The following is a 5,405-nucleotide window of genomic DNA, read 5'->3' on the forward strand; positions in this document are numbered from 1 at the left end:
TGAGTCGAGCCATGCTCGACTGCTGTTCGCAAGAAAGTCGAGCATGGCTCGACTCTACAATCAGCGCCGCCCTTCCATCGCCATGCGCACCGCCAACCCGGCCAGCACCGTGCCCATCAGCCAGCGCTGCACCCTCTGCCAGGTGGGGCGCGCGGCCAGAAAGCCGGCGATGCTGCCGGCGGTCAGCGCGATCAGGCCGTTCACGCTGACGCTGACCAGGATCTGGGTGGAGCCCAGCACGATCGACTGCATCAGCGCGCTGCCTTCGCTGTCCGGATGCAGGAACTGCGGCAGCAGCGACAGGTACATCACCGCGATTTTCGGGTTCAGCAGGTTGGTCAGGAAGCCCATCGTGAACAGCTTGCGCGGGCTGTCCTGCGGCAGGTCGCGCACCGCGAACGGCGAACGTCCACCCGGCTTCAGCGCCTGCCAGGCCAGGTACAGCAGGTACAGCGCGCCGCCGATGCGCAGCGCGTCATAGGCGAACGGCACGGTCATCAGCAGGGCGGTGATGCCCAATGCCGCGCACAGCATGTAGAACACGAAGCCCAGCGCCACCCCGCCCAGCGAGATCAGGCCCGCCATCGGCCCTTGGCAGATCGAGCGCGAGATGACGTAGATCATGTTCGGCCCGGGCGTGAGCACCATGGCCAGCGAAACCAGCGCAAAGGCCAGCAGGTCGGAAGTGGCGGGCATGGGCAGTCCTGGCAGCGGGCGTGGCGCAGTGTAACGCCTGCTGCAGGCGCGGCCTGCGCAGGCACCGCTGCCGGGTGACCGTTGCACGTGCATTCCGATGGCCATCACGCCGGTCGCTTAGAATCCGCAGCACCCCACACCGAAGCACCCCCATGACCCCGATCCCCGAGACCGTGCCGCCCATCGAAGTGCGCATGGCCGAAATCGTCTTTCCCAACCACACCAACCACCTGGGCACCCTGTTCGGCGGCCAGGCATTGGCGTGGATGGACAAGGCCGCCTTCCTGGCTGCTGCCCGCTACTCGCGCCGCACCGTGGTGACCGCGCGCAGCGACCAGGTCGACTTCAAACTGCCGATCCGCATCGGCCAGATGGTGGAAACCATCGGCCGCATTGTCGAAGTCGGCCGCAGCTCGATGAAGGTGGAGGTGGAACTGGTCGCCGAGGACCTGCACAGCGGCGAGCGCAAGCTGTGTACCCGCGGCCACTTCGTGATGATCGCGCTGGACGAGGAAGGCCACCCGATCGCGGTGCCGCCGCTGCCGGCCGCCTGAGCCGGCGCTTGCACGGGCGCTGCGGCGCCCCCATCTGGCAGCCATGACCTCGCCGCTGACCGACTTCATCGACCGCGCCCAGCGCCTGTTCGTGCTGACCGGCGCCGGTTGCAGCACCGCATCGGGCATCCCCGATTACCGGGATGCCGACGGCCAGTGGAAGCGCACCCCGCCGGTGACCTACCAGGCCTTCATGGGCGAGACCGCTACCCGCCAGCGCTACTGGGCGCGCAGCCTGCTGGGCTGGCCGCGCTTCGGCCTGGCCCGGCCCAACGGTACCCACCAGGCCCTGGCCGCACTGGAGAGCCGTGGCAAGCTGCAGGTGCTGCTGACCCAGAACGTGGACGGCCTGCACCAGCGCGCCGGCAGCCGTAACGTGATCGACCTGCATGGCCGCCTGGACCTGGTGCGCTGCATGTGCTGCGAGCGGCGCAGCGATCGCGGGGAGTTCCAGCAGCGCCTGCTGGACGCCAACCCCGGCTGGGACACGCTGGAGGCCGGCATCGCCCCGGACGGCGACGCCGACCTGGAGACCGATTTCTCCAGCTTCGTGGTACCCGGGTGCCCGCACTGCGGCGGGGTGTTGAAGCCGGACGTGGTGTTTTTCGGCGAGAACGTGCCGCGCGAGCGGGTGGAGGCGGTGCACGAGCACCTGCAGCAGGCCGACGCCGTGCTGGTGGTGGGCTCGTCGCTGATGGTCTATTCCGGCTTCCGCTTCGTGCAGGCGGCGGCCAAAGCAGGACTGCCGGTGGCGGCACTGAACCGTGGCCGCACCCGTGCCGACGACCTGCTGCAGTTCAAGGATGAACGCGATTGTGCTGAGGCGCTGGCGTCGGTTATCGAACCATCGGCTGGGTAGAGTCGACTGTCAGTCGACTCTACAGGCCACCCGCCGCCGCGAAACAGCGATCCATCCAGATGGTTGATCCGGGAGCCGCGCAGCGGTGCAATATGCCCCACCTACGTCGTCCCATCACTGTCTTGAGCCAGCTGTTTTCGCCGATCTCGTTCGGCCCCCTGACCCTGTCCAACCGCATCGTCATCGCGCCGATGTGCCAGTACTCCGCCGAAGATGGCCGCGCCAGCGACTGGCACGCCATGCACCTGGGCAACCTGGCGCAGTCCGGCGCCGGCCTGCTGATCCTGGAAGCCACGGCGGTCGAGCCGCGTGGCCGCATCAGCTGGGCCGACCTGGGCCTGTGGGATGACGGCACCGAGGCCGCGCTGGCGCAGGTGCTGGCCAGCGTCCGCCGCTGGTCGCCGATGCCGCTGGGCATCCAGCTCGGCCATGCCGGTCGCAAGGCGTCGGTGAACCGCCCTTGGGACGGCGGTGGTCAACTGCCAGCCGACGACACGCGTGGCTGGATCACCGTGGCGCCGTCGCCGCTGCCGTTCCATGCTGCCGATCCGGCGCCGCAGGAACTGGACGAGGCCGGCATCGCCGAGCTCGTTGCTGCCTTCGCCGCCAGTGCGGTGCGCGCCGAGCGCCTGGGCTTCGAGCTGATCGAGCTGCATGCCGCGCACGGCTACCTGCTGCACCAGTTCCTGTCGCCGCTGAGCAACCGCCGCACCGATGGCTACGGTGGCTCATTGCCGAACCGCCTGCGCCTGCTCGTGGAAGTATTCGACGCCGTGCGTGCGGCGGTATCGGACAAGGTCGCCGTGGGCGTGCGCATCTCCGCCAGCGACTGGGTCGATGGCGGCTGGGATCTGGTGCAGAGCGAAGCGCTGGCCCAGGTGCTGGACGCGCGCGGCTGCAACTTCCTGCACGTTTCCAGCGGTGGCCTGGACGAGCGCCAGAAGATCACCGTCGGCCCGGGCTACCAGGTGCCGTTCGCAGCAGCGATCAAGGCCAAGGTGCGCATGCCGGTGATCGCGGTGGGCATGATCACCGAACCGGAGCAGGCCGAATCGATCCTGCGCCATCGCCACGCCGATGCGGTAGCGCTGGCACGCGGCATCCTCTACGACCCGCGCTGGCCGTGGCACGCTGCTGCCGCATTGCGCGACAGCGTGGAGCCGGCGCCGCAGTACCTGCGCTGCGAGCCGCGCGAGGCGCGTGGCGTGTTCAAGACGCGCTGAGGCTCACACCCGCCAAGCCGGCGCGATGCCGGCCTGAAGGTGATCGAACAGCGCGCGGATCTTGGCGGTGAAATCGCGGCGGTCGCTGACGCAGAAGTAGACCTCCATCGGTTCCGGGCGCCACGCGGTGTCGGCGCCGAACACCGCCTGCAGGCGGCCATCGCGCAGGTACGGCTCGGCCACGAAGGCGGCCAGCCGGGTGATGCCGGCACCGGCCGCCGCCAGTGTCGCCAGCGCATCGATGTCATCGCAGACCATGCTCGGTGGCAGCGCGGCGTCCACGCGCTGGCCGTCCTTCAGCAGGCCCCAGCGCAATGGCCGGCCATCGGTGGGGAAGCGGTGCAGCAGCCCGCGATGACCGCCCAGCTCGGATGGCTGTTGCGGGGTGCCGCGTGCCTTCAGGTAGGCCGGCGAGGCGCAGAACACGAACGGAACACGCGCCAGCTGCCGCGCCACCACCCCGTCCTCCAGCTGGGCCCCGATGCGGATGCTGGCATCCACCGCTTCCGGGCCATGCTGCACGGCGCGGTCGGTCAGGCGCAGCTCCAGCTGCAGTTGCGGGTAGCGCTGCTGCAGCGAAGGCAGCAACGGCGCCAGCACATGGCGGCCGAACGCACTGCTGCTGGCGATGCGCAGCGGCCCGGCCGGTTCGATGTCACCGGCGGTGACCATCGCCTGCGCGCGCGCCAGGTCGGCTTCGATGTGGCGCACCTGCGCCAGGTACAGCGCGCCGGCCTCGCTGAGGGCCAGCTGCCGCGTACTCCGGTTCAGCAACCGTACGCCCAGATGGGCCTCCAGCCGGTTGATGTTCTGGCCGACCGCGGTGGCGCTGATGCCAAGGATGCGGGCCGCGGCGGCAATGCTGCCGGTCTCTGCGGTGCGGGTGAAGCTGCGGATCAGTTGCAACAGGTTCATGACCGACCAGCTTGGCACGGGAAGATCCAAGTATCGCTTGGTACTGAACCAAGCAGGTCGGTTGCACCCGTGATCATCCGGCCGCTGGGCAGGGCGCTGCCCTACACTGTGGCGATGCGCCCCGATTCCATCCTCACCCTGTCCTGCCCCGACCGTACCGGCATCGTCTATCGCGTGTCCGGCCTGCTGTTCGACCACGGCTGCAACATCCTCGACGCCCAGCAGTTCGGCGACGAGGAAAGCGGCCGCTTCTTCCTGCGCGTGCATTTCGATCGCGATGCCGGCCTGCCGCTGGAGACCGTGCACGCCGCGATGGCCACGCTCGCCCAGGACTTCGGCATGGACTGGCAGCTGCACGATGGCCGCCGCCGCGCACGCCTGCTGGTGCTGGTCAGCAAACAGGGGCATTGCCTCAACGACCTGCTGTTCCGCGCCCACAGCGGCCAGCTGAAGGTCGACATCGCGGCGGTGGCGTCCAACCACGCCGACTTCGCGCCATTGGCCGCCTCCTACCAGGTGCCGTTCCACCACCTGCCGGTGACCGCCGATACGCGCGCGGTGCAGGAGCAGCAGATCATCGACCTGGTCGAGCGTGAGCGCATCGACCTGGTGGTGCTGGCGCGCTACATGCAGATCCTGTCACCCACGCTGTGCCGCGCGCTGGCCGGCCGTGCGATCAACATCCACCACAGCTTCCTGCCCAGCTTCAAGGGCGCGCAGCCGTACCACCAGGCGCACGCGCGCGGGGTCAAGATCATCGGCGCCACCGCGCACTACGTCACCGAGGACCTGGACGAAGGCCCGATCATCGAACAGGACGTGGCCCGCGTTGACCATGCGATGGCGCCGCGCGAACTGGTGCGGCTGGGCAGTGATACCGAATCGCTGGTGCTGGCGCGTGCGGTGCGCCGCCATGTGGAACACCGCATCCTGCTCAATGGGCATCGCACGGTGGTGTTCCGGTAATCGCCCATCCCGCGTCCGCCGGGCATGGCCCGGCCCTACCCCTGGGCGCGATCCGGTAGCGCCGGGCCAAGCCCGGCGGTCGCCCGTCAGGCGCGCGTAAAACCCCCCTTGCCCAGCGCCACGCCTACCATCGTATAGTTGTCCTAGGTCAACCGCCGGGTAAGCACCCACAGGCACTTCAACAAGTAGCCG

Annotated in this window: 6 protein-coding genes; 4 read left to right on the forward strand and 2 right to left on the reverse strand. The window is 68.9% G+C overall.

Features of this window, described 5'->3' with window-relative positions:
* Positions 1–60: 60 nt before the first annotated feature.
* Positions 61–696: a LysE family translocator gene (locus R5H29_RS02310; RefSeq protein ID WP_134735260.1), complete on the reverse strand. Its 636-nt coding sequence runs from the start codon at positions 694–696 to the stop codon at positions 61–63.
* A gap of 152 nt (positions 697–848) precedes the next feature.
* Here R5H29_RS02310 and R5H29_RS02315 point away from each other — a divergent pair, with 152 nt between their 5' ends.
* The 3 genes from R5H29_RS02315 to R5H29_RS02325 all read left to right on the forward strand — a co-directional run bounded on the left by R5H29_RS02315 (position 849) and on the right by R5H29_RS02325 (position 3,332).
* Complete coding sequence (locus R5H29_RS02315) at positions 849–1,250, forward strand: acyl-CoA thioesterase (RefSeq protein ID WP_005407672.1); 402 nt, start codon at positions 849–851, stop codon at positions 1,248–1,250.
* 43 nt (positions 1,251–1,293) lie between these two features.
* Positions 1,294–2,109, forward strand: a complete 816-nt coding sequence (locus R5H29_RS02320; protein ID WP_111097701.1) for an NAD-dependent protein deacetylase — start codon at positions 1,294–1,296, stop codon at positions 2,107–2,109.
* Positions 2,110–2,231: 122 nt separating this feature from the next.
* Entirely contained in the window at positions 2,232–3,332 is a 1,101-nt protein-coding gene (locus tag R5H29_RS02325) for an NADH:flavin oxidoreductase/NADH oxidase (protein WP_111097700.1), read from the forward strand.
* Positions 3,333–3,335: 3 nt separating this feature from the next.
* On the opposite strand, the gene R5H29_RS02330 is transcribed toward R5H29_RS02325, so the two are convergent.
* Positions 3,336–4,247, reverse strand: a complete 912-nt coding sequence (locus R5H29_RS02330; RefSeq protein ID WP_021203759.1) for a LysR family transcriptional regulator — start codon at positions 4,245–4,247, stop codon at positions 3,336–3,338.
* Positions 4,248–4,361: 114 nt separating this feature from the next.
* Here R5H29_RS02330 and purU point away from each other — a divergent pair, with 114 nt between their 5' ends.
* Entirely contained in the window at positions 4,362–5,213 is an 852-nt protein-coding gene (gene purU / locus R5H29_RS02335; RefSeq protein WP_026347242.1) for a formyltetrahydrofolate deformylase, read from the forward strand.
* Positions 5,214–5,405 lie beyond the last annotated feature (192 nt).

Source organism: Stenotrophomonas sp. A3_2, assembly GCF_036624925.1.
GTDB classification, from domain to species: domain Bacteria; phylum Pseudomonadota; class Gammaproteobacteria; order Xanthomonadales; family Xanthomonadaceae; genus Stenotrophomonas; species Stenotrophomonas hibiscicola.

Bases quoted from the DNA above. Each gene is read 5' to 3' on its own strand.
- R5H29_RS02320 (WP_111097701.1), top strand. From the start codon at position 1,294: ATGACCTCGCCGCTGACCGACTTCATCGACCGCGCCCAGCGCCTGTTC.
- R5H29_RS02310 (WP_134735260.1), bottom strand. From the start codon at position 696: ATGCCCGCCACTTCCGACCTGCTGGCCTTTGCGCTGGTTTCGCTGGCC.
- purU (WP_026347242.1), top strand. From the start codon at position 4,362: ATGCGCCCCGATTCCATCCTCACCCTGTCCTGCCCCGACCGTACCGGC.
- R5H29_RS02330 (WP_021203759.1), bottom strand. From the start codon at position 4,247: ATGAACCTGTTGCAACTGATCCGCAGCTTCACCCGCACCGCAGAGACC.
- R5H29_RS02315 (WP_005407672.1), top strand. From the start codon at position 849: ATGACCCCGATCCCCGAGACCGTGCCGCCCATCGAAGTGCGCATGGCC.